The sequence below is a fragment of the Streptomyces sp. NPDC047453 genome (assembly GCF_040643155.1).
Classification (GTDB): domain Bacteria; phylum Actinomycetota; class Actinomycetes; order Streptomycetales; family Streptomycetaceae; genus Streptomyces.
On the sequence record NZ_JBEYTS010000079.1, the window covers coordinates 1 to 22,614 of the forward strand.

The 22,614-nt window shown below is 72.0% G+C and carries 18 protein-coding genes, 3 tRNA genes and 3 pseudogenes; 14 read left to right on the forward strand and 10 right to left on the reverse strand.

Features of this window, described 5'->3' with window-relative positions; translation table 11 throughout:
- Window positions 1-382: 382 nt before the first annotated feature.
- Window positions 383-724, reverse strand: coding sequence for a hypothetical protein (locus tag ABZ818_RS36335; RefSeq protein WP_361424594.1), 342 nt, complete (start codon window positions 722-724; stop codon window positions 383-385).
- Window positions 725-838: 114 nt separating this feature from the next.
- On the opposite strand from ABZ818_RS36335, the pseudogene ABZ818_RS36340 reads away from it, so the two are divergent.
- Window positions 839-988 (forward strand): annotated as a pseudogene (locus ABZ818_RS36340) (IS630 family transposase); the annotation flags it as partial.
- 71 nt (window positions 989-1,059) lie between these two features.
- Here ABZ818_RS36340 and ABZ818_RS36345 read toward each other — a convergent pair.
- Window positions 1,060-1,437, reverse strand: a complete 378-nt coding sequence (locus ABZ818_RS36345; protein WP_361424597.1) for a nuclear transport factor 2 family protein — start codon at window positions 1,435-1,437, stop codon at window positions 1,060-1,062.
- 95 nt (window positions 1,438-1,532) lie between these two features.
- Window positions 1,533-2,120 (reverse strand): annotated as a pseudogene (locus ABZ818_RS36350) (glycosyltransferase family A protein); the annotation flags it as partial.
- 3 nt (window positions 2,121-2,123) lie between these two features.
- Here ABZ818_RS36350 and ABZ818_RS36355 point away from each other — a divergent pair.
- Together ABZ818_RS36355 and ABZ818_RS36360 are read left to right on the forward strand one after the other, a co-directional pair.
- A pseudogene (locus ABZ818_RS36355) lies at window positions 2,124-2,939 on the forward strand (tyrosine-type recombinase/integrase); the annotation flags it as partial.
- A gap of 3 nt (window positions 2,940-2,942) precedes the next feature.
- A tRNA-Ser gene (locus ABZ818_RS36360) sits at window positions 2,943-3,031 on the forward strand.
- A 144-nt stretch (window positions 3,032-3,175) separates the two neighbouring features.
- Here the strand turns inward: ABZ818_RS36360 and ABZ818_RS36365 are convergent.
- Window positions 3,176-3,835 carry an NAD(P)H-dependent oxidoreductase gene (locus ABZ818_RS36365; RefSeq protein ID WP_361424600.1) on the reverse strand — a complete coding sequence of 220 codons (660 nt, stop codon included), beginning with the start codon at window positions 3,833-3,835 and terminating at the stop codon, window positions 3,176-3,178.
- A gap of 147 nt (window positions 3,836-3,982) precedes the next feature.
- On the reverse strand, window positions 3,983-4,867 hold the full coding sequence (locus ABZ818_RS36370) for a bifunctional DNA primase/polymerase (RefSeq protein WP_361424603.1): 885 nt from the start codon (window positions 4,865-4,867) through the stop codon (window positions 3,983-3,985).
- Window positions 4,868-5,233: 366 nt separating this feature from the next.
- Between ABZ818_RS36370 and ABZ818_RS36375 the strand changes: the two genes are divergently transcribed.
- From ABZ818_RS36375 to ABZ818_RS36385, 3 genes are all read left to right on the forward strand, one after another.
- Entirely contained in the window at window positions 5,234-5,545 is a 312-nt protein-coding gene (locus tag ABZ818_RS36375) for a hypothetical protein (RefSeq protein ID WP_361424606.1), read from the forward strand.
- A 332-nt stretch (window positions 5,546-5,877) separates the two neighbouring features.
- Complete coding sequence (locus ABZ818_RS36380) at window positions 5,878-6,435, forward strand: SigE family RNA polymerase sigma factor (protein WP_361424609.1); 558 nt, start codon at window positions 5,878-5,880, stop codon at window positions 6,433-6,435.
- Between the two features lie 118 nt (window positions 6,436-6,553).
- Window positions 6,554-8,209: a long-chain fatty acid--CoA ligase gene (locus tag ABZ818_RS36385; RefSeq protein ID WP_361424612.1), complete on the forward strand. Its 1,656-nt coding sequence runs from the start codon at window positions 6,554-6,556 to the stop codon at window positions 8,207-8,209.
- A gap of 113 nt (window positions 8,210-8,322) precedes the next feature.
- On the opposite strand, the gene ABZ818_RS36390 is transcribed toward ABZ818_RS36385, so the two are convergent.
- Complete coding sequence (locus ABZ818_RS36390; RefSeq protein ID WP_361424615.1) at window positions 8,323-12,870, reverse strand: PAS domain-containing protein; 4,548 nt, start codon at window positions 12,868-12,870, stop codon at window positions 8,323-8,325.
- 304 nt (window positions 12,871-13,174) lie between these two features.
- Window positions 13,175-13,708 carry an SSI family serine proteinase inhibitor gene (locus ABZ818_RS36395; RefSeq protein ID WP_361424618.1) on the reverse strand — a complete coding sequence of 178 codons (534 nt, stop codon included), beginning with the start codon at window positions 13,706-13,708 and terminating at the stop codon, window positions 13,175-13,177.
- A 181-nt stretch (window positions 13,709-13,889) separates the two neighbouring features.
- Between ABZ818_RS36395 and ABZ818_RS36400 the strand changes: the two genes are divergently transcribed.
- The 7 genes from ABZ818_RS36400 (at window position 13,890) to ABZ818_RS36430 (ending at window position 19,671) form a co-directional block, all read left to right on the forward strand.
- Window positions 13,890-13,980 (forward strand) — tRNA-Ser (locus tag ABZ818_RS36400).
- 196 nt (window positions 13,981-14,176) lie between these two features.
- A tRNA-Arg gene (locus ABZ818_RS36405) sits at window positions 14,177-14,249 on the forward strand.
- 658 nt (window positions 14,250-14,907) lie between these two features.
- Window positions 14,908-15,123, forward strand: a complete 216-nt coding sequence (locus tag ABZ818_RS36410) for a hypothetical protein (protein WP_361424621.1) — start codon at window positions 14,908-14,910, stop codon at window positions 15,121-15,123.
- A 101-nt stretch (window positions 15,124-15,224) separates the two neighbouring features.
- The gene (locus tag ABZ818_RS36415; protein ID WP_361424624.1) at window positions 15,225-16,124 is read left to right on the forward strand and encodes a DUF2797 domain-containing protein; all 900 of its coding nucleotides are present in this window, start codon (window positions 15,225-15,227) and stop codon (window positions 16,122-16,124) included.
- Between the two features lie 186 nt (window positions 16,125-16,310).
- Window positions 16,311-17,048 (forward strand): response regulator transcription factor, encoded by a 738-nt coding sequence (locus ABZ818_RS36420; protein WP_361424627.1) that lies wholly within the window; start codon window positions 16,311-16,313, stop codon window positions 17,046-17,048.
- Window positions 17,049-17,220: 172 nt separating this feature from the next.
- Window positions 17,221-18,711, forward strand: a complete 1,491-nt coding sequence (locus tag ABZ818_RS36425) for an MFS transporter (RefSeq protein WP_361424630.1) — start codon at window positions 17,221-17,223, stop codon at window positions 18,709-18,711.
- A 195-nt stretch (window positions 18,712-18,906) separates the two neighbouring features.
- Window positions 18,907-19,671 (forward strand): TetR/AcrR family transcriptional regulator, encoded by a 765-nt coding sequence (locus ABZ818_RS36430; protein WP_361424633.1) that lies wholly within the window; start codon window positions 18,907-18,909, stop codon window positions 19,669-19,671.
- On the opposite strand, the gene ABZ818_RS36435 is transcribed toward ABZ818_RS36430, so the two are convergent.
- The gene (locus ABZ818_RS36435; protein ID WP_361424636.1) at window positions 19,672-20,145 is read right to left on the reverse strand and encodes a PPOX class F420-dependent oxidoreductase; all 474 of its coding nucleotides are present in this window, start codon (window positions 20,143-20,145) and stop codon (window positions 19,672-19,674) included. It lies immediately after the preceding gene.
- A gap of 53 nt (window positions 20,146-20,198) precedes the next feature.
- The gene (locus tag ABZ818_RS36440) at window positions 20,199-20,549 is read right to left on the reverse strand and encodes an STAS domain-containing protein (RefSeq protein WP_361424639.1); all 351 of its coding nucleotides are present in this window, start codon (window positions 20,547-20,549) and stop codon (window positions 20,199-20,201) included.
- Window positions 20,550-20,773: 224 nt separating this feature from the next.
- On the opposite strand from ABZ818_RS36440, the gene ABZ818_RS36445 reads away from it, so the two are divergent.
- Window positions 20,774-21,502 carry a GAF and ANTAR domain-containing protein gene (locus ABZ818_RS36445; protein WP_361424670.1) on the forward strand — a complete coding sequence of 243 codons (729 nt, stop codon included), beginning with the start codon at window positions 20,774-20,776 and terminating at the stop codon, window positions 21,500-21,502.
- 191 nt (window positions 21,503-21,693) lie between these two features.
- Here ABZ818_RS36445 and ABZ818_RS36450 read toward each other — a convergent pair whose 3' ends face one another.
- A complete protein-coding gene (locus tag ABZ818_RS36450) occupies window positions 21,694-22,515 on the reverse strand; it encodes a YceI family protein (protein WP_361424641.1) in 822 nt (273 codons plus the stop codon).
- Between the last annotated feature and the right edge of the window lie 99 nt (window positions 22,516-22,614).

A 22,614-nucleotide genomic window follows, 5' to 3' on the forward strand; every position in this document is an offset into this window, starting at 1 on the left:
CGCGCATTTCAATCAGCGACCAGGGCGCCCTGGAGAGCCGGACGGCCACTCCAGGCAAGCCACGGTCGGCAAGCTGCTTTGAAGCCACATCCGGCCCTCCCGGGCCACCTCCAACTTACGGAGCTGCTTTGGCGCGAGTGATCATGGCCCCTTACGCTGGCCCGCGGATCGGGCAGGCTTGTGGACCTGCCCGCTAAAGCACGACGTTGGGGCCATGATCTGCGAGGCTCGCGCCAAAGTGGCTGGCTAAAGTCGCGGAGCCGACCGCCCCAGCCACGACGTGTTCTGACCTCATGCACTGTGTGCCCGCCCGGAGGAGCGAAGCGACGACGGGTGCTTGATGAAGTAGGGAAACTCTTACCGCGCACCGCCCGGGGCCTATCTAGTGCTGTGACCGCGTAGGTTCGACGGGGCCAGCTGCCTGGGCACGTGAATCCTTACGCTCCGCGAGCAGGAACAGGACGGCAGAGGCGGCGATGAAGCCGAAGCCGACGTTCATGCAGGCCATGACCGTCTCGAAGGAGGCGTCGGCGATCCGGGGGATGCTGTTGAGGAGCACAAGGGCGTAGAAGCATAGGAAGCCGTAGGCGCGAAGCCGCATCCCTGCTTGCCGCTTCCGCATCCACGGCGGTGTCCACCCTGCCAGCATCGCCACCGGGACCGGCAGCATGACCGCCGTCGACACGGCCAGCCCAATCCAGTGGTACAGCGGATTGCCGTTCACCCCACACCCCCCTTTCGTAGGCGGACGCCAGCCTAGAGAGGGTTGGCGAGGTCCGTCCATGCTGGACGCTGCGAGTTTCCGGCAATCCTTTCTGGTCAGGGCACCTAGCCTGCGCAAACCCAGGCACTGCACCGCTACCTGGGCTGGAGCAACACCAACGCCCGCCACCCCGACGTACTCGCCGCCCAACGCAAGGAACGCGCCCGCACCCGCAGCGAAAAGGGCATTCGCTGGGGCGGACGCCCCCTCAACACCGCGGCCTGACCAACCGCGAACAGCAGCCCCCGAACGCCGACGGGGCAAGTTCAGGAGAAGGACAGCGACAGAGGGATGACTCAGGAGGCGAACGGCTCGATCTCCCCCGCGAAGACGATGACCTGGTCGATGAGGCTCCGTCGCAGATGGACGACATCCGTTCCCGCCAGGCGGGGGCCTCCATCAGGCGTGGTGAAGACCCACTGGTACCGGGCCCATTCGTCAGGCATGTCCACCGCTGAGCAGCGCACCATCGTGCCGGTCCCCGCCGGGTGGCGTCGGACGTCCAGCACGAACCGCTCGACCGCCCCGATTCCTTCGCTGCGACCCAACGGCCCCCAGAAGACCACGTCTGAGGTCAGGGCCTGGGAGAGCAGGGCAGTCACATAGCTGTCGTCCGAGGCGTTGAACGCGGAGATGAACGTGTCGATCGCGGAGCGTGCGGTCTCTTCCTGCATGCCCCAGTAATACCAGCCGTTTCGCGTGCGCTCGTCCCACGAGCCGCCTTCCGATCACGGTGAACCTTCCCGGTCACAGCACTACTAGGTCGGGCTCAGAGTTGCCATGTGCTGAGCTTGCTCAACGCTTCGGCGCGTTCCTCAATGATCTTCATTCGGGCACGCCGCTCGGCTTCATGGTGGTGGGCGTCCTGAGCAGTGCTCTGCCCGGGCCACTTGCGGTAGAGCAAGCCGCACTCCTCGATGAACCACCCGGTGCTCACGGCGTTCAGGGCCATCAAGAGGCCGGTGTCCTCGGAGGCCGGGAGCGCCATCCATCCGCCCAACGCGGTCACAAGGTCGCGTCGGGCGCACAGCGTCGCCGGATGCACCTGCGCCCGGTAGTCGTGCGTTCGCCACCGTTCCAGGACTGCGCCTTGGGCGATCGGTCCGGCCGGGGGGTCGCCCTCGCAGCCGACGGTCGAGCCGTCCGGCAGTAGGTCGAGGACGCGTGAGGTCGTCCAGGCCACCCGGCTCTGCTCGGTCAGGACGGTGATGTCCCTGAGTAGCGCCCCAGGGGTGAGCATGTCGTCGGCGTCCAGCACCTTGACCAGGTCGCCGCGGGCCCGGGCGAGCGCCATCGTGCGGGCCATGCCGGCGCGTCCGTGCCGCCCCTGAGCGAAGCTGATGCGGGAGTCCGCGGGACTGAGTGGGTGGCCGCGATGCGCACTGAGGGGCTGAGCGCTTCACGTATCCGACAGGCGTACCGGGTGCTGTCACAGATGATGGCGTCGGCCATGGACAACGACCTGATCTCGCAGACTCCGTGCCGTGGCGTTCGGCTTCCGCGCATGCCGCAGACCGAACCGCGCATCGTCACGCCGCTGGAAGCCTCACGCATCGTGCGCAATGCAGAGAAACCATATGACCTGCTGATCGCGCTGCTCGCCTTCGCCGGTCTGCGCGTGGGTGAAGCGTTCGCTCTTCGGCGCTCGGACGTGGACGTCGCTGGCGGCTTCCTCCTGGTGGACGAGAACTTGGCCGAAGCGAACGGCGTCCTCGTCTTCGACACCCCGAAGTCTCATCAGAAGCGGCTTCTGCGGCTGGCTCCCTCGCTGGCGAAGCGGCTCGTGGCCTACCTCGAAGAGCTGCCCGGCGGTGAATGCGCGCTGTTGTTCACCACGCCCGCGGGCAGGCCCCTGCGCTACAACCAGTGGCGCAAGGCGTACTTCGACCCTGCTGTCTCGGCGGCCGGCCTCACCGACGTAACTCCGCACGATCTTCGGGCCTCCCGCGGAACGTGGGTCGCCGACCGCTACGGCGTCATGACTGCCGCGCATCGCCTCGGGCATTCGAACGCGAGCGTGACGACCCGGCACTACGCTCGGCCGGTCGCCGGTCGCGATGACCAGGTGGCCCAAGCCTCGGATGCCTGGCTCAGGGGGCACGATGACGACCATGGGGCACGTAGGGGGCACGATGACGACGGTGATGGCTCCGCGGGGGTCCCTGCACGCGTCTGACCTGCGGCTCAGCGGTCAACGGTCGTGATCGCCGAAAGGTCTTGAAAACCGTCGTGGCAGCGATGTCACCGTGGGTTCAAATCCCACACCCACCGCAGCAGGCCAGAAGCTTGCAGGTCAGAAGGGGTGCTACTCTCCGGAGCGGCACCCCTTCCGCGTGACCTTGTCTCCCCCGGACTCACCGGTTTCCCATCGCTGACCAGGGCGTGCGGCCGACCTGTGGCCAACTCGCAGCATCACGACTCGGCCCGCTGGGTGATGGCCGCCTCGGTGCGGTCTCCCAGGAACTCGTACCACCGGCGTTCCAGGCAGACGTAGCGCACGTCCGCTTCGACGAGGCTCAGGAAACCCGACACGGTCTCGGTGAGACGTTGCTGCAGCCCTGTGTCGGCCAGCGTCCCGTCCTCGGTGAAGGCCTGGTAGCTGTCGGCCAGGCTGAACATGTCCGGGTAGACGCGGGTGCCCAGGTGCTCCAGGGGAACCCTCAGGGCCCACAGCCCGCGGTTGCCACCGATCAGGGACGGCGAGGCGGAGACGAGCATCGCGTGCTTGCTCTTGAACGGCTGCGGCCGGACACGGGAGACCCAGTCGATCGCGTTCTTCAGCACTCCCGGCACCGAGGCGTTGTACTCCGGCGAGGAGATGACGAAGGCATCGCTCTGCTCGAGTCGGTCGCGCAGGGCGAGGGCGCCCTGCGGCAGCCCGTCGGTCGCCTCCATGTCGCCGTCGTACAAGGGCATGTCGAAGTCGTGCATGCCGGCGAGGTCGACGGTCGCACCGGTGTCGGAGATGAGCCGGGCCACGAGGGAGGCGAGGCGTGCGTTGGCCGAACCGGTCCGCAGTGCCGCGCCGAAGACCAGGAACCGGAGCGGGCCGGGAGGCGTGTCCGTGGGCATGGATCCGTCCTTCCGTCGTGGGGACGCGCCTCCAGCGGGGGCGCCCCACTGACCAGTGTGGTTCCGAGACCGCCGCCGTGCGACCGGCAGCCGGAGCCGGCCGTGCCGATGATCCGGCGCCCGTTCGGGGCCGTTCTCGTCGGGGGCTCAGGGACGGTGGCCCGTCAGGCGGGCCGCGGAGGCTATGGCCGCGCGGGCCTCGCGTTCGGTCAGGCCGGTGCGCAGGGCCGCGTCGACCAGCGGGGTGACGAGGGCGGGGCCGATGCCGTCCTCGTAGGCGCGGCAGGCCGCCCAGAACAGGCGGGTGTTGCGCTGGCCCTCGTGGGCGCCCAGGACGAACTGCACCAGGCCCTCGCCGTGCCGGCCCGCCGAGGGCGGAACCGGGTGGCGGGCGGTGCGGGGCGGGGGGAGCAGAAGGCGCAGGAGGGCGCGCGGGCAGGGGGCCGGCGCGAGGTGCGCGGTGCCGGGGGCGGTGGCGTAGACGCCGTGTCCGGTGCGGGAGCCGGGGCCGACCAGGTAGCCGCCGGCGCCGCGGATGTCGATGCCGGGGGCCAGGCGTCCGGCCGAGTTGGGGACGACGACGTCGGGCGGCCCGCTCAGCCACAGGTGGCGACCGCCGCTGGGGGTCAGGACGACCACCGTGGCGGGGATGGTGAACAGGTGGCGCAGGGCGAGCTCACGCAGGGCCGCCGAGGCGTTCGTGCCGGTCTTGGTGTCCAGGTCGACGCCGATCAGATGGTGCGGGGGCAGTCCGCAGGCGATGCCGTAGCCGGTGGCCCAGGGTGCGGCTGCGAACAGGTCCCGGATGCGGGCGGGGTCGGTGGAGGCGTCGTACACCCCGTGGCCGAAGCGGCCGCACTCACCGTGGCAGGGGGGACCGGGCGGGCCCACCGGGTCTGGGCCGTCGCGGTGAGGGGAGCGCAGGGCCGGGAGTTTCGTCCGGGACAGGGGGATCACGGCCAGTCCGCGTTCGGCGGCTGACAGGGCGTGCGCGAGGGCCAGCGTCGTGGCCTGCCGGTCGATGGTGGCCATGCATCTATGTTCGTACGCACGTTCGAAAAAGGAAAGGGGGCGGGCGAGGCGCGCCATGGGGCGGGGTTTTCGGGCGGCCTCGGGAGGAACGCCTCAGCCCTTGGGGTGCTTGGGGAGCAGTGGCCCGAGTCGCCCTCGTCGAAGCCTACGGGGGCAGGAAAGGTGGTGAAAGGGGTTTATCGATATGTCCTCACGCTTACGTGCGAATCAGGTGTTCCGGGGTGGTTCGCCGGGTTCCGGTGGGCAACTCTGATCTCGCGACGTCGTGAGAAGGCCCGGGCGGTCGGCCAACTGCCCAGGCGAAAGCCGTACTTCACGTACTCCCCGGCAAGGCGGCCGGTGTGTACCTCGTACTGGAGGAGCAACATGGCAAGCATCCGTACCGCCCGTGTTCTCGCCGCCGCGGCGGCCATCCCCCTCGCCGCGGCGCTCTTCACCGGCGTCGCCGCCGCGGGCACGGGAGCCATCGCGGGCGACGGATCGATCGCGGGCGTCGCGGGCGTCGTCGGCAGTGGGGTCGGCCGCGACAACAGCGGCAACTCGTCCACCACGCAGCAGCAGGCGGTCGGCTCGGGCGCCTCGAACCAGAGCAACACCGCGCAGGTCAACCGCTCCGCGTTCACGGCCATCCAGCAGGGCAACAAGAACGTCGTCATCCACTTCACCCGTCTGTGGTGAGCCGGGGCGGGCCGGTGCGCACTCTGGGGACCTGCCGGCCCTGAACCCCCTGGTGAGTGTGCTCGTGGGGACGTAACACACCTCTGGGCGGCGGTGCTTCGGCGCCGCCGCGCAGACGTGTTCCGTGCGACCGCCTCAGGTGGCTGCGTCCGGGGGGCCGTTCGCCCGGGACGCCGTCCAGGACGACCCCCAGGGGTGAACCCGCAGTACACATGCCCCGTTCCTCCACCTTCAGGAGGTGCGGTCGACCCCACCCCTACAACCTGAGGCGGACCCGGCTGCGGGACCTGCGGGCGATCCGCGGGAGCGGGTGCCGCTCCTAGCGTGGAGCCATGACCACACCCGTCTGCACCAGCGTGTCGAAAGCCGCCGTACCGGCGACCGGGACTCCGGCGTACCCGTCCTTCGCGTCGTACGTGCGGGCCCGGCAGCCGCTGCTGCTGCGCACCGCCCGGTCGCTGACCGCGAACCCGAGCGACGCGGAGGACCTGTTGCAGACCGCGCTCACCAAGACGTACGTGGCGTGGGAGCGGATCGAGGACCACCGGGCCCTCGACGGCTATGTGCGCCGCGCGCTGCTGAACACCCGCACCTCGCAGTGGCGCAAGCGGAAGGTCGACGAGTTCGCCTGCGACGAACTGCCCGAACCGGAGCCGGTGCCCGGCGCGACCGACCCGGCGGAGCAGCAGGCGCTGCGCGACGCCATGTGGCGGGCGATCATGAAGCTGCCCGCGCGGCAGCGGGCGATGGTCGTCCTGAGGTATTACGAGGACCTCTCCGAGGTCCAGACGGCCGAGGTGCTCGGAGTGTCCGTGGGGACGGTGAAGTCGGCGGTGTCGCGGGCGCTCGGCAAGCTGCGGGAGGACCCGGAACTGGTGCGCGTGCGCTGACCGTTGAGGGAACGTTGTGTGATCGATCATCCAGGCCTAGTGACATACCACTCGGTATGTGAGCAGAATCAGCGCAGCCCTTACCACCGCGTAGGCGACGCCGCCCCGGGAGGACGCCGTGCTGAGCACCATGCAGGACGTACCGCTGCTGATCTCGAGGATCCTGGCCCATGGGTCGACGATCCACGGGGCGTCGCAGGTGATCAGCTGGACCGGTGACGGCGAGCCGCACCGCCGCTCCTTCGCCGGGATCGGCGTGCGCGCGGCCCAGTTGGCGCACGCCCTGCGCGACGACCTCGGCGTCACGGCCGACGACCGTGTGGCGACGCTCATGTGGAACAACGCCGAGCACGTCGAGGCGTACTTCGCGATCCCGTGCATGGGCGCGGTGCTGCACACCCTCAACCTGCGTCTGCCCGCTGAGCAGTTGGCCTGGATCGTCAACCACGCCGCCGACCGCGTCATCATCGTCAACGGCTCCCTGATCCCGCTGCTCGGCCCGCTGCTGCCGCACCTCAAGACGGTCGAGCACGTCGTCGTCTCGGGCCCCGGCGACCGCACCCCGCTCGACGGCTCCCACGCCCGGGTGCACGAGTACGAGGACCTGATCGCGGCCAAGCCGGTCACCTACGACTGGCCCGAGCTGGACGAACGCCAGGCCGCCGCCATGTGCTACACCTCCGGCACCACGGGCGACCCCAAGGGCGTGGTCTACAGCCACCGTTCGGTCTACCTGCACTCCATGCAGGTCAACATGAGCGAGTCCATGGGCCTGACCGACCAGGACACCACGCTCGTGGTCGTCCCGCAGTTCCACGTCAACGCCTGGGGCCTGCCGCACGCCACCTTCCTGTCCGGCGTCAACCTGCTGATGCCGGACCGCTTCCTGCAGCCGGCTCCCCTCGCCGAGATGATCGAGCGGGAGAAGCCGACCCACGCGGCCGCCGTGCCCACCATCTGGCAGGGGCTGCTCGCCGAGCTGACCGCCCGGCCCCGCGACGTCTCCGCCCTCACCCAGGTCACCATAGGCGGCTCGGCCTGCCCGCCCTCCCTCATGGAGGCCTTCGACCGGCTGGGCATGCGGGTCTGCCACGCCTGGGGCATGACCGAGACCTCCCCGCTCGGCACGGTGGCCCGTCCGCCGGCCCACGCGGTCGGCACCGACGAGGAGTTCGGCTACCGCCTCACCCAGGGCCGCTTCCCGGCCGGCGTCGAGGCCCGCCTGACCGGACCCGGCGGCGAACGTCTCCCGTGGGACGGCGAGTCCGCGGGCGAGCTGGAGGTCCGCGGACCGTGGATCGCCGGCGCCTACTACAACGGCCCCGGCGCCGAACCGCTGCGCCCGGCCGACAAGTTCAGCGAGGACGGCTGGCTGAAGACCGGCGACGTCGGCACCATCAGCCCCGACGGCTTCCTCACCCTCACCGACCGTGCCAAGGACGTCATCAAGTCGGGCGGCGAGTGGATCTCCTCAGTGGAGCTGGAGAACGCCCTGATGTCCCACCCGGACGTCGCCGAGGCCGCCGTCGTCGCCGTCCCTGACGACAAGTGGGGCGAACGCCCGCTGGCCACCGTCGTCCTCAAGGAAGGCACCACCGCCGGCTTCGAGGCACTGCGCGTCTTCCTCCAGGAGGAGCGCGGGATCGCCAAGTGGCAGCTCCCGGAACGCTGGACGATCATCGAGGCCGTTCCGAAGACCAGCGTCGGCAAGTTCGACAAGAAGGTGCTGCGCAGGCAGTACGCCGCCGGAGAACTGGACATCACCCGGATCTGACCGCGGACCGGACGGCACACGCACGCGTACGCGTACGACAGCGGGGCGCCGGGCGGGGAGCACCACGCATCCCCGCCCGGCGCCCCGGCGTCGTAGGGCCGTGGGCCAGTCGGTCAGTTGGTACCGATGCGGGCCAGCAGGTCGACGATCCGGCTCTGCGCCTCGGCGCTGGTGGACCGCTCCGCGAGGAACAGCACCGTCTCGCCCGAGGCCAGCCGCGGCAGGTCGGCCTGGTCGACGGCGGCCGTGTAGACGACCAGCGGCGTGCGGTTGAGCTGCCCGTTCGCGCGCAGCCAGTCCAGGATCCCGGCGCGGCGCCGGTGCATCTGCATCAGGTCCATCACGACCAGGTTCGGCCGGAACTGGCCGGCGAGCGTCACCGCGTCGTTGTCGCTCGCGGCCCGCGCCACCTGCATCCCGCGCCGCTCCAGCGTCGCCGTCAGCGCCAGCGCGATCTCCGCGTGCTCCTCGATCAGCAGCACACGCGGCGGATGCTGCTCGCTGTCGCGCGGCGCGAGCGCCTTCAGCAGTACGGCTGGATCGGCGCCGTAGGCCGCCTCGCGCGTCGCCTGCCCGAGTCCGGCCGTGACCAGCACCGGCACCTCGGCGGCGACCGCCGCCTGCCGCAGCGACTGCAACGCCGTGCGCGTGATCGGCCCGGTCAGCGGGTCGACGAACAGCGCGGCGGGGAAGGCCGCGATCTGCGCGTCCACCTCCTCGCGCGAGTTCACGATGACCGGCCGGTAGCCGCGGTCGCTCAGCGCCTGCTGGGTGGTGATGTCGGGGGCCGGCCAGACCAGCAGCCGGCGCGGGTTGTCCAGCGGCTCCGGCGGCAGTTCGTCGTCCATCGGCTGCGGCCGCGGGGTGTCCGCGATCTCCACGGCACCGCCGGGACCGTCCAGTGGCTCGGGCCCCTCGGCGGCGTTCTCGTCCGGAGCCCCGATGGCGTACGACCGTCCGCCGCCCTCGGTGCCGACGGCCATGGCGGGTCCGCCCAGGGAGGGCTGCTCGGCCGGCGGGTGCGGGCGGGCCGTCTGGTCCGGTCGCTGTGCCTGCGGCGGGGTCTGCGTCTGCGGGCGCGCGGCGGCGGCCGGGTCGGGCGGAGTGCCCAGCTTGCGGCGGCGGCCGGAACCCCCGGTCGGCTGCGGGGGCGGCGTGGCCGACGGCGGCTGCGGTGCCTGAGCCTGCGCCGCCTGCCGGCTGAACGGCACGCCCTGCCCCAGCGTGCGCACGCTGATCGCCCGCCCCTGCGTCGAGTTGGGGTCGACGGGCGCAGCGGCCTCGGCGGGCAACGGCTGGGCCGCGCGCGGTGCCGCGGTGCCGGGGCCGGGCTGCTGCCCGGTGGGCTGGGCCTGTACGGCGGCCTGTCCCGTCGCCTGCTCGGGCGGGAGGGCGGGGCCGGCGGCGGCCGGGGTGCCGTGGGGCGGTGTACCCGGGGTACCGGGTGCACCGGGTGCGGACGGCTGGGGAAGGGCCTGGGCCGGGGGCATGGGGGCGCCGATGGCGTTCGGCGGTACGGGGCCGCCACCCGCGCCGGGGACTGCCTGAGCCGGGGCGCCTGGGACCGGGATGCCCTGCGCGGGAACGGGCTGCGCGGGGAGCGGCCCGGCGGAGGGCTGGGCTGGAGCCGGGGCCGGGACGGCGGGGTTCTGCGCGGGAGCGAGTGCGGCGGGCTGCTGGGGGAGCGGCTGACCGGCGATGCCGTGCGCGGGAGCGGGCGCCGTGCCCGCGGCCCCGTGCTCCGGCGACGGCACCTGTGCCGGCAGGGCCGCCTGTCCGGACGGATGCTGCGCGGGCAGCGCCTGCCCCGCAACGGGCTGCTGCCCGGGAGTCTGCGGCCCCGCACCCGGCTGTCCGGGAGCCGCCTGCGGCATGGCGGGGTGACCGGGCAGGCCCTGTGGCGTGACGGGCTGACCGGGAGTCACCTGTGGGGCGGCGGGCTGTCCCGGCACGCCCTGCGGTGCGACGGGCTGAGCAGGCAGGCCTTGCGGTGCTGCGGGCTGACCCGGAGTCACCTGAGGAACAGGCTGCGGGAGCGCCTGGGCGCCACCCGGCTCGGCCTGCACCGGAACGCCCGGTCCGGCCGTGCCCTGCGCGGGCGTCGCGCCCGCGGCCGCGGAGTCCTGCGGCTGGGCCACCGCCCGCCGCCGGCGTCCCGTCGGCGCGCTCGTGGGATGCGGCTGCGGCGGCGTGTGGTCGTCGGCCTGGTCGTGGGGTACGGCCTCGTGCTGCCCGTCGTCACCCAGGGGGACGACGGCAGGGGCGCCCTGCGCCGGCACCCGGAGCGCCTGCGCGGCCGCCGGGCCTTCGGCGGGCCGGTCCGCCTCCGCGGGCGGCAGGGCGAAGACCGGACGGGGAACCGCCTCCTGCGCGGCGGCACGCTCGGTCGCCGCCGCCAGGGCACGCCGACGGCGCCCGGTCGGCTGCGGGCCGGGCGCCGTCGGGTTCTCGCCGCCCACCGTCTCGCTCTGTGCCGCCTCGGTCTGCGTGGCCTCGGGCTGCGCGTCGGCAGCCGCGGGCAGTGCCGCCGGCAGTGCCTCGGGCGGGCCGACCTCGCGCCGGGCGCGCCGCCCGGTGGGCGCGGGTACGCCCTGCGGCGGCACCGTACCGCCGAGTCCCGTACCCGAGGCCGCCGTTCCCGCGCCGTGCTCGGCCGCCATGACCACGGCACCCTCGGACACGCCCGCCGCGTCGTCGGCGGGCCGCCCGCGCCGCCGTCCCGTACCGCCGGAGCCGTCCGCGTCCTGGGCCGGGACCTGCCCGGTCTCCTGGGACGACTCGGCCGCCCGCCGCCTGCGCCGGCCGGTCGGAGCCACCGGGGCACCGGCGGTCTCCCCCTCGCTGTCGCTCTCGAGGAACGCGTCCGTCGAGGATCGCCGGGCCCGCCGCCGTCCGCCGCCCTGAGGCTGCTCGGGCACGGCGGGCTCCGCCGGGGTGGGCTCTTCGGAAACCGCGGCCGGCTCCAGGGCGTGAACCTGGACCGGGGCCGCGACGACGCCGGCACCGCCGCCGAGCGGCACCTCCAGGACGTACGCGCTGCCGCTCATGCCCGGCACCTCGTGGGTCTGGAGCACACCGCCGTGCGCCCGGACGATCCCGCGCACGATCGGCTCGTGCACCGGGTCTCCCCCGGCGTACGGCCCGCGCACCTCGATCCGGACGACCTCACCGCGCTGAGCCGCCGCGACCACGACGGTGTTGTCCATGTAACCGCCCGCCGAGACGGGCGAGTTCCCGGTCGCGTCGACGCCTGCGACGTCCGCGACAAGGTGGGCGAGCGCGGTGGCCAGACGCCGCGGGTCGACCTCGGCCTCGATGGGCGGCGCGTGCACGGCGAACTGCACCCGCCCGGGGCCGATCAGCTCGATGGCGCCGTCGACACCGGCGGCGACGACCGCGTCCAGCATCACCTTCGTCCGGGTGATCTCCTCGCTGCCGGTGTCGAGGCGCTGGTAGCCGAGGACGTTGTCGATCAGCGTCGTGATCCGGGAGTATCCCGCCGACAGGTGGTGCAGCACCTGGTTGGCCTCGGGCCACAGCTGTCCGGCGTCGTCCGCGGCGAGCGCGGCCAGCTCGCGGCGCAGTTCGTCCAGGGGCCCGCGCAGGGAGCCGCCGAGGAGGGTCAGCAACTGCTCGTGCCGGCCGGCCAGCGCCTCGTAGCGGTCCTTCTCCCGCTCGCCGAGGGCGGCGTAGCGCTCCTCGTTCGCCGCGAGTTGCTCCGCGTGGCGCTCGGTGAGTTCCTCGATCTCGGTGACGTGCTGCTGGCGCAGGGCGGTGAGTTCGGAGGCGTGCTCCTCGGCGAGCTGTTCGAGCTGCTCCTCGTGGCGCTGCTCCTCGGCGGCCTTCTCGTCGGCGAGCGTGTCGTAGGGGCGCCGGTCGGTGAAGGTCATGACGGCGCCGACGAGCTGGTCGCCGTCGCGCACCGGCGCGGTGGTCAGATCGACGGGAACCTTGTCGCCGGCCTTGGACCACAGCACCTGCCCGCGCACCCGGTGCTTGCGCCCGGAGCGCAGGGTGTCGGCGAGCGGGGACTCCCCGTACGGGAAGGGGGAGCCGTCGGGGCGCGAGTGCAGGACGAGGGTGTGCAGCTCGCGGCCGCCGAGTTCACCGGCCCGGTAGCCCAGTATTTGAGCGGCGGCTGGGTTGACGAGCACGATCCGTCCGTCGGTGTCGGTGCCCACGACACCCTCGGCGGCGGCCCGCAGGATCATCTCGGTCTGCCGCTGCGAACGGGCCAGTTCGGCCTCGGTGTCGACGGTGCCGGACAGATCGCGGACGACCAGCATCAGCAGTTCGTCGCCGCTGTAGCCGTGGCCGTCGTAAGCCTGCTGGCTGTTCTCCAGATTCGCGCTCGTGACCTCGACCGGGAACTCGGACCCGTCGGTCCGCCGCGCCGTCATCCGGGTGGGCTTGGTCCGCGCGCGCGGGTCGATCTGGTCGGGGCGGCGCATGGAGCCGGGGATCAGCTTGGAGTCGAACTGCGGCAGCAGATCGAGCAGGCCCCGTCCGACGAGGGCGGTGCCCGGCGTCTCGAAGGCCTCCAGCGCGATGGTGTTGGCGTTGACGACGGTGCCGTTGGCGTTGACCAGCACCAGGGCGTCGGGCAGCGCGTCGAGTATGGCAGCGAGGCGAGCAGCGCCTCGAGATGGCCTGCTGCTCACGAGACGCTTCCTCCCTGTCACCGCACCTTGCCGACCGCGGAGGCCATCTTGCCAACCGGCCCGCAGCGTGTCACGCGAGGGAGTCTATGCGCAGAGGTTGCTCCCGCGACGCCGGATGAGAGGGAGGTCGCACGCGGAGTTGACGTCGAACCTGTGACCGGACGATTTCACTTCGCACGACCTCCGCGAGACCTTTACGGACTCCCGGTCCACCACACCTTCGATACGTCCCTACGCACCGGTACGTGCCGGTGCTCCCCGTCCCCACCTACACACGGGTACGCGCCGGCGCGCCCGCCCCTGCCTACGCGCCCGTTCCCGCCCACGCGCCGCTACGGGACACCGCGCCCGGCCTCGGGGCGCCGAGGCCGGGCAACAGCGGCACGAGCCGGTTCCAGCGGTCGATCCGGCAGCCGTCGCCGCGGTCGTAGGCCGCGTCGACGCGGCGCCCGGCCCACGTTCCGGTGATGCGGGCGGTGGCAGGACCGCCGTACTGCATGGTGCACATGCTGCCGTCGGGCACGGGCGCGAAGGGCTCCCGCCCCCAGCGCGTGTTCCGGTCGAGCACGTCGCAGGCGCGGCGGGCGTCGGGGTGACTGCCCCTGGCCGGGTGGCAGTACAGCCTGTACGTCCCGTCCCTGCCCGCGCCCGCGTGCCGCACGGTGACGGTGAGGTGGTCGCCGGCCCGGTCCTCGATCCGGACGGGCGGCGGCGCGGCGGCCGAGGCGGCGGGCACGGCCGAGGCCGAGGCGAGCCCGGCGAACACGGCGCAGGTGCCGAGTGCCAGCGCCCGCGACACCGCGGAACGCCGGGCTGGGAGAGATCCGATCTGCGTCATGCCTGGACTAACGCCTCGCGCCCCCGGACGTTGCGCCCCGGACTCGCCCGCCCGACGCCATCAGAAGGACTTTGCCCTGGGCCCCACCTGCCTAGTACCGTAGGGGGCGATTGGTGACACCCCACTCGGCTGTGTCATCATCTGCACGCACCACTCGCGCGCTCGCGTGAGCGGTTGTGCTGGAGGCGTCGCCTAGTCCGGTCTATGGCGCCGCACTGCTAATGCGGTTTGGGCCTTAAAGCCCATCGAGGGTTCAAATCCCTCCGCCTCCGCGCATGATCACCGAAGCCCCGGTCCCTTCAGGCCGGGGCTTCGGCGTTGTCGCCTCTGCCCCGCTCCAGACCTTGTTTCCGCAGGTCACAAGGGGCGGGGGGAACGGATTTCACATGACGGCGGCAGTCATGTAATGTTCTTCCTGTCGCCGCGAGCGGCCCGGAAGGGCCCAAAGCAAAGACAAAAACAGAACAAGCACTCGTAGCTTAACGGATAGAGCATCTGACTACGGATCAGAAGGTTGCAGGTTCGAATCCTGCCGAGTGCACAGCACGCCAGAGGCCCTGTGGAGTAATCCACAGGGCCTCTGGCTTTTGTCTTGACGGCAGTGTTTGACGGCAACCGCCTCGGAGGACGGGCACGGGGTTGATCAAACGGCTACCGGGACACCGACCGCGCCGTCGTCATCGTCCGATCCGTTGCCGTCACCCCTTGCGCACTGCCCGGCGGATCATGGCCTGAGCCATAACCGGCGCCGTCTGCGGCGGGCCGCCAGGAAACCGAAGCCGGCCAGGAGGCCGAGCACAACGAAAAGGAGGTCTGCTCCGTCGTAGCACTGAGAGGCCGAAGGGCCTTCGGTGATGTCGGGGAGGCGGAGGGCGGGAGATGGAAGCGAAGCCGTGGGCGCGGAGCGGGTGGATGAGGACTCTGTCGGTGGCGGCGGTCCTGGTGGTCGGGGTGACCGGCTGTACGGGTCTCAAGGCGGGCGGCGCCTCCGAGGCGAAGTGCGCGTACCTCGTGCAGTACGAGGGGCGGTCCTACCTCGACGTGAGGGGGCGGTCCACGACCGACACGAAGTTCACGGTCGTGATCCGGGGCCTCTTGCGTTTCAGGGGCTGTTGGATGATGCGGGGGCAACGGTTGGCGTTCGCACGTCGTTTCAGGGGTACGCCCGTCGGCTGGGCGTCGGGGGGGGGGAGCAGGCGGTGTCGGAGGGGCGGGAGCGGTCTTTTCTCGACAGCAACGGCTGGACGGTGGTGCAGCTCGTCGTGGCTGTGTGGGGAGCCGCCAGTAGCAGCAGTGCGGCGTGGGTGCGTGTGGTGTGGCTGGTGATCGGTGTTGTGACCGCCTGGGAGCTGGTGCTGGATCTGGTCAGGCGGCGTGGGCAGCGCGGGGCCGGGGTCGCCGACGTTCGTGACTGATCGTTCCCCGGCCGTGGAACCTTGCGCCCGGACCTGACCGGACGGCCGAGTGTGATCGCCTCCGGAGGCGTTGTCAGTGGGGGCCCGTACTCTCGCAAGGGATGACGCGGGTGTGGAAGTGCTCGGGGCTGCGGTGGTCGGCGGACGGTCCCGCGCTGGTGTGGGACGGCGGGCGGTCGAGCGCGCTGCCGTGGGGGAAACGGGTGGCCTTCGAGATCGCGGAAGGGGGAGTGCGGACATGCGTGGGAGCGCGGGGGCACGCGTGTCCGGTCCGGGCGGCGGTGCCGGGGCGGAGCGCGGGGGCGCGGTGCGAGGAGTGCGCGCGGTTGGAGCGGGCGCACTCCGTGGCCGCGGACACGATCGCCGACGACCCGCGGCCCTACCACGTATATCTGGCGTGGTTCGGGCCCGGCCTGGTCAAGGCCGGGATCACGGCCGTGGAGCGGGGCTCCGCGCGGTTGCTTGAGCAGGGGGCCGTCTGCTTCAGCTGGCTGGGCGCGGGTCCGCTCATGGCGGCGCGCCGCACCGAGGAGTTGCTGCGCGCCGTGCTCGGGGTCCCGGACCGGATTCCGTACGCCGAGAAGCGTGCCGTACGGTCAGCGCTTCCCGTGACGGAGGAAGAGCGGGCCGCCGAGATCGAGGAGATGCACGCGCGAGCGAGTGCGCTCGGTGGCTGGCCCGAGACGCTGCAGCGGGAGCCGTTCCGGCCCGTCGACCACGCCGGGATCTTCGGGCTGGCCGGCCTGCCGGCCGCCGTGGGTGAGGTGACCGAGCTGGTCGCGGGCGGAGTGGTGAGCGGTGGGCTGGTCGCGGCCGCCGGGCCTGATCTGCACCTGGCGGCGGCCGGTGGCGGGGTCGTCGTGCTGGACACGCGTCTGATGGCCGGCTGGGGGCTGCGGCCTGCCCAAAGCGTGGGATTCACCGTGCTGGTAAGGGAGTTGCGGAACCGGGCGGGCGTACCGGACGGGCGGCCGAACGGGCTGCAGGACGGGCTGTTCTGAAGCGGGCCGGTCGTCGGGGATGCCCCCGGCCGTCGGGGAAGTCCCGGCCGCCGGGGAAGTTCCGGGCCGCCGCGGCTGAGCCCACCGCGCCTCCCAGGCGTTTCCTGAGAACCTCCTGTGGGTTTCTCAGGGAAATCACAGACGAGTGAAAGTCTGCTCTCAGAGGCTCCCTGAAGGGTGGCCCCCATGACCACGACCTCGCCCCTGGGGCACACCGAACTGCTCAGGCCGGACGGGAGCCCCGTCCGGGTGCTTGTGGTGGACGACGAGCCGTCGATCACCGATCTGCTCTCCATGGCCCTGCGCTACGAGGGCTGGCAGATCGGCAGCGCGCGGGACGGGCATGACGCCGCCCGGGCCGCGCGCGAGTTCCGGCCCGACGCCGTCGTCCTGGCCATGACGCTGCCCGACATGGACGGGCTCACCGTCCTGGGCCGGCTGCGCCGCGAACTGCCCGGGGTGCCCGTCCTCTTCCTGACCGCCAAGGACGCCGCGGAGGACCGCATCGCCGGGCTGACCGCCGGCGGGGACGGCTGCGTCACCAAGCCGTTCGGCGTGGAGGAGGTCGTGGCGCGGCTGCGCGGGCTGATCCGGCGCTCGGGTGCCGCCGACCGGCGTTCCGACTCCGTGCTGGTGGTCGGCGACCTCTGCCTGGACGAGGACAGCCACGAGGTGTCGCGGGGAGGGGAGGACATCCACCTCACCGCCACCGAGTTCGAGCTGCTGCGCTTCCTGATGCGGAACCCGCGCCGCGTGCTCAGCAAGGCCCAGATACTGGACCGCGTCTGGTCGTACGACTTCGGCGGGCAGGCCAACGTCGTCGAGCTGTACATCTCCTACCTGCGGCGGAAGATCGACGCCGGTCGTGAACCCATGATCCACACCCGGCGCGGGGCCGGTTACCTGATCAAGCCCGCCGCGTGAGGCGACACTCTCCCCGCTGCTGACGTCCGGCCGTCGCCGCACGCGCCGCTGATGCCCGATCGTCGCCGCACGCGCCGCTGATGCCCGATCGTCGCCGCACGCGCCGCTGATGCCCGATCGTCGCCGCACGCGCCGCGGTAGCCCGCTTCGACAGCCTTATACGGTGTATAGCATGTCGACGACCTCGCAGGAGCAGACCTCCTCCCAGGCCGCCCAGGGCCATCCCCAGCGCTGGCTGATCCTCGGCGTCATCTGCCTCGCCCAGCTCACCGTGCTGCTGGACAACACCGTTCTGAACGTCGCGATCCCGTCCCTCACCCGTGAGCTGCGGGCAGCCACCTCCGACATCCAGTGGATGATCAACGCGTACTCGCTCGTGCAGTCCGGGCTGCTGCTGACCGCGGGCAGCGCCGCCGACCGGTACGGCCGCAAGAAGATGCTGGTGGCGGGGCTGGTTCTGTTCGGCATCGGTTCGCTGGCCGCCGCACTCGCCGACTCCACCGGGCAGTTGATCGCCGCCCGCGCGGGCATGGGCGTCGGCGGCGCGCTGCTGCTGACCACCACGCTCGCCGTGGCGATGCAGATCTTCGCCCCGGCCGAGCACCCCAAGGCCATCGGCATCTGGAGCGCGGTCAACGCCCTGGGCTTCGCGATCGGCCCGCTGATCGGCGGCTTCATGCTGAACCACTTCTGGTGGGGCGCGATCTTCCTGATCAACCTGCCGGTCGCCGTACTGGGCCTGATCGCGGTCCTCGCCCTCGTCCCGGAGTCCAAGAACCCCCGAGGGGACCGGCCCGACCTGCTCGGCGCGCTGCTGTCCACGATCGGCATGACCTCGCTGGTGTACGCGATCATCTCGGGCCCCGCGCACGGCTGGACCTCGACGCGGGTGCTGGTCACGGCGACGGTGGCGGTGGCGGTGCTCGCCCTCTTCGCGTTCTACGAGAGCCGGATCCCCTACCCCATGCTCGACATGCACTTCTTCCGCGACCGCCGCTTCACGGGCGCGGTCGCCGGGGCGGTGCTGATCACCTTCGGCATGGGCGGCGCGCTCTTCCTGCTCACCCAGCACCTTCAGTTCGTCCTCGGCTACGGCCCCCTGGAGGCCGGTCTGCGCACCGCGCCGCTCGCCCTGTCGGTGGTGGCGCTGAACTTCACCGGACTCGCGGCCCGGTGGACGACGCGGCTGGGCACCCCGGTGGCGATCGGCCTGGGCATGGTGCTGATGTCCGGCGGGCTGGTGTCGATCGCCACGCTCGCCTCCGGCGGGTACGGCGGCACACTGCTGGGGCTGCTGCTGATCGGCGCGGGCTGCGCGATCGCCAATCCGGCCATGGCCCACGCCATCATGAGCGCGATCCCGCCGGCGAAGGCGGGTGTCGGGGCGGGCATCAACGGCACGCTCGCGGAGTTCGGCAACGGACTGGGGGTGGCCGTTTTGGGGGCGGTGCTCAACTCCCGGTTCGCGGCGGTGTCCCTGCCGGCGGCCCTGGCCGCGGCGGGGTCGGCCGCCGAGAAGAAGCAGGTGACCGACGCGTTCTCCGCCGGGCTGGAGACCAGTCAGCTGGTGGGAGCGGTGGCCGTGCTGCTCGGTGGCCTGCTGGCCGCCGCGTTGCTCCGCAGGGCTGAGCGGGCAGACTCGGGGATGGTGGTGGCCCACTAGTGCCGCGACCGGAAAGGTTCACCGGCTCGCGCAAACCTTTCTGGTCACAGCACTAACCCGTTCGGTACCGCCGCCGCGCGGCCGCGCGTTCGTCGTGGCCGGTCGCGCCTCGCGGCGGAACGCCTGCGGGCATCGCCCCGCGCGCCTGCGGGCGCCCGGCACGACCGGCGGTTCAGGAGTCGAGGAAGGTGCGCCATGGTGAAGGCAGCCCAGGGGGCCAAGGGCGCGGCGCGAACCAGCGTCTGGCTGGAGGGCAAGGCGCGCCGCGGCGGGCGCGGCGGGCAGCCGTCCGGGCTGGACCGGGAGCGGATCACCGAGGTTACGGTGCGGCTGCTGGATGCGGAGGGGCTCGCGAGGTTCTCCATGCGCCGGCTCGCCGCCGAGCTGAACGTGACGGCGATGTCCGTGTACTGGTACGTCGACACCAAGGACGACCTGCTCGAACTCGCCCTCGACGCCGCCTTCGGCGAGCTGCGGCTGCCCGAACCGGACGAGGAGACGGACTGGCGCGACCAGTTGCGCCGGCTCGCCACCGAGTACCGGGCGCTGCTGGTGCGCCACCCCTGGCTGTCGCCGCTCGCCGGGACGTTCCTCAACATCGGCCCGAACTCGCTCGCCTTCTCGGGCACGGTGCAGCGGGTCATCCGCCGTACCGGGCTGCCCGAGCAGCGGCTGACCGGGGCGATCTCCGCCGTCTTCCAGTTCGTGTACGGCTACGGCACGATCGAGGGCCACTTCGTGGCCCGCTGCGCCGAGGCGGGCATGGCCCCGGACGACTACTTCCGGCACGCGATGAGCGCGGCCACCCGGGCCCCGGACGCCACCGAGGTGCTCCGGGAGTCCGCGACCCTCATGGCGGCCCGCGGCGGAGACACGGTCGCGGAGATGCTGGACCGCGACTTCGCCTTCGCCCTGGACCTGCTGGTCGCCGGTATCGAGGCGATGGTCGCCCGCGGCTGACTACTCGTCGCGCGCTGCCAGCCGTGCCGGGAACCCGCCGGTCGCCACCGGCCCCCAGCGCCGCGGAGTGATCCGGATGATCGACTTGCCCTGCCTGACCATGGCCTCCCGGTACTCGTCCCAGTCCGGGTGCTCGCCCGCGATGTTGCGGTAGTACTCCACCAGGGGCTCCACGGAGTCCGGTGCGTCGAGGACCTCGGCGGTGCCGTCGATCTGCACCCACGGTCCGTTCCACTCGTCGCTCAGCACGACGACGCTGACCCGCGTGTCCTTCTTGGCGTTGCGGGTCTTGGCCCGCTCCGGGTAGGTGGAGACCACGATCCGCCCGGAGTCGTCGACTCCGCAGGTCAGCGGCGAGGCCTGCGGGCTGCCGTCGGCCCGCCGGGTCAGCAGCAGGGCGCGGTGGCGGGGCCGTACGAAGTCCAGCAGCTCATCCAGCGAGACGCGGGTGTTGGTCGCGATGTCGGGTGCCATACCCGCAGCCTAGGCGCCGGCTGAGCCCGTCGCGTGTCCTGCGCCCGGCTCGCTCAGGCGAGGGCACCGCTCAGGTCGTCGTGCACGGGCACGTCGCGGCGGACCCCGGTGACCTCCAGGACGCGGTACGGAACCCCGTCCGGCCTCGCCACGACCCGGAGGAGCACTCCAGGAGGCAGCCCATGCCGTACGTCCTCGACGAGGCGGGCGCCCTGGGAGTCCATGAAGCGGGTGCGGGTGAGGTCCAGGACCAGCACGTCCAGCCGGCCGGCGCGGGCCGCGGCGAAGGCCAGGACACCGGCGCGCAGGGCCGGGGCGTTGGACAGGTCGATCTCCGGGGGCAGGACGAGCAGGGCGCGGCCGGGGTGGTCGCGCACCCGGCAGGGGCTCGGGAAGTGGGTCACCGCACTCACCTGGTAGAAGGCAGGGGTCCATCCGGTCTCGAAAGGCCGCTTCCTGACCCGTCCGGCTCCATTCCACCATTCCCGCCCGCCGGTTCACAGGGGTCGAGGCCGATCGTCAACCAGGCGGAACCTGCTGGGAAGGACGAGATAAAGTTCTGTTCGTCCTGTGCTCGCAGTCGGGAATGTGCTGCGGAGCTCTCCTGCGCATGGCCGTATGGCCGTGCATGCCGAAGAGGTTCGTGGTGCCTGCGTCCGACTTTTCTGAATTGCCCCGTTTTCCGGGGGGTCTCGAGCTGGCCGAAGCGCTGACGGCGGCGGCTCGGCAACTGCACGACACGGTCACCCCGCACAGCACCATGCGAGCCGCCGTACGGCTCGCCGTGCCCCTGCTGCCGGGCGCCGAGCACGCCGGCATCTCGGTGCTGGAGCGCGGCAGCGGCCGCCGCACGGTCGCCTGGACCGACGAGGTCGTGCGCACCGCCGAGGGATCCGGTGACGGTGACGGGGGCGGCCCGGCGCCGTACTGGGATCACCTGTGGCATGCGCCTGTCGTGCACCTGGCGGACAGTGAGACCGAGGACGGCGGCACGTCGTTGGCCGGCCTGGGGCTGCGCTCGGCGCTCGCGCTGCGGCTGCGAGCCGACAAGCGACGGCTGACCGTGCTCACCGTCTACGCCCGCAAGCCGGGCGTCTTCGACGACGTCGCGACGCGCGTCGGACGGCTGTTCACCGCGCACGTCAGCCTCGCCCTGGACTCGGTGACCGTGCGCGAGCAGCTCACCGAGGCGATGCGCACCAGGGACCTGATCGGCCAGGCCACCGGCATCCTCATGGAGCGGCTGAACATCGACGCGGCGGAGGCCTTCGACAGCCTGGTGCGCGCCTCGCAGCGGGAGAACGTCAAGCTGCGCGACCTCGCCCGCCGGATCGTCGATGCGAACAACGCCACGTGAACGGCTGGGAGTTGACCGACGGCCGGGGAGGGGGGACCAGTGCCGCGGCAGGCATCGTCTGCCCGTGAAGGAGCGGCGTCCTGTGCGGCGAGTGTGGGTCCCCGATCCGGCCACGGACCTGGTCTCCCGCGTCACGGGCCCGGGCCGCCCTGCGTCCGGCGGCCGGTAGGGCGGGCCGCGGGTGCGGTGGACTACGCGGTGGGGAGCACGGTGCCCTGGACCGCCTGGATGTCCAGCTCGACCCTCAGGGTGGTGCCGATGGCCGCGATACCGGCCTGGAGGACCTGGTTGTAGTTCATGGCGAAGTCCTCGCGGCGCAGCTCGGTCGTCGCGCGGAAGGCGGCGCGGGTGCCGCCCCAGGGGTCGGCGCCGGTGCCGAGGTAGGCCAGGTCGAGGTCGACCGGGCGGACCACGCCGCGCATGCCCAGCTCGCCGTGGACGGTCCAGCGGTCGGGGCCGGCGGCGGTCACACCGGTGGAACGGTAGGTGATCCGCGGGTGCCGCTCGACGTCCAGGAAGTCCGGGGACTTCAGGTGGCCGTCGCGCATGCCGTTGCCCGTGTCGATGGAGTCGGCGCGGATGACCGCCTCCACACGGGACTTGATGACGTCGTCGGGGGCGATCTCGACGGTGCCGGCGAAGTCCGTGAACCGGCCGTGCACGCTGGAGATCCCCAGGTGCTGGGCGACCGCGGCGACCGAGGAGTGCGCCGGGTCGATGGTCCACGGCCCCGGCGGGGGCAGCTCGCTGCCGCCCTGCCGGGCCAGTGTCACCGTGCCGACCTCGGCCCGGCCGCTCGCGGTGACGATCGCGCTGGAGGCGGCGGGCGCGTACCCGACCGCCGTGACGATCACTGTGTACGCACCCGGTGCCAGCGCCGCAGTGTCCCGTACGGCGCCCTCCGCGTCGGCCTCGGCCCGCAGTACCTGCGTGCCCGTCATGTCGGTCATCGTGACGACCGCGTGCGACACGGCCCATCCGTCCCGGGTGCGGATCCTCGCGGTCAGTCCCATCCCGTTTTCTCCCTGCACAGCCTTGCAAAATGGTCGGAAAGCGACCGGCCCGCGGCACGGCGCGGCTCCCCTCTGAGCGCGCCCCGCCACGGGCCGGAC